The organism is Ramlibacter sp. bp-362 (genome assembly GCF_054956735.1).
Window position 1 is genome coordinate 1 of sequence record NZ_JBUDXE010000079.1, and the last position, 244, is coordinate 244.

The window sequence follows — 244 nt, forward strand, 5'->3', positions numbered from 1 at the left end:
GACGGCAAGCGCATCCTGACCTGGACGCAGCTGTACGACATGAAGGCGCTCCCCGAGCACCTGATCGTGGTCGGATCCGGTGTCACGGGCGCGGAGTTCGCCTCGGCCTACATGAACCTCGGCGCGAAGGTCACGCTGATCTCGAGCCGTGAGCAGGTGCTCCCCGGTGAGGACAAGGATGCGGCGAGCGTCCTCGAGAAGGTCTTCAAGCGCGGCGGGATGACCGTGCTCTCGAAGTCCCGCG

General features: G+C 66.0%; 1 protein-coding gene. It reads left to right on the plus strand.

Annotated elements, in window-relative coordinates:
* Window positions 1-244 (plus strand): NAD-binding protein (locus ACY0MJ_RS22485; RefSeq protein ID WP_462640784.1); only part of this gene is annotated, 244 nt, incomplete at both ends.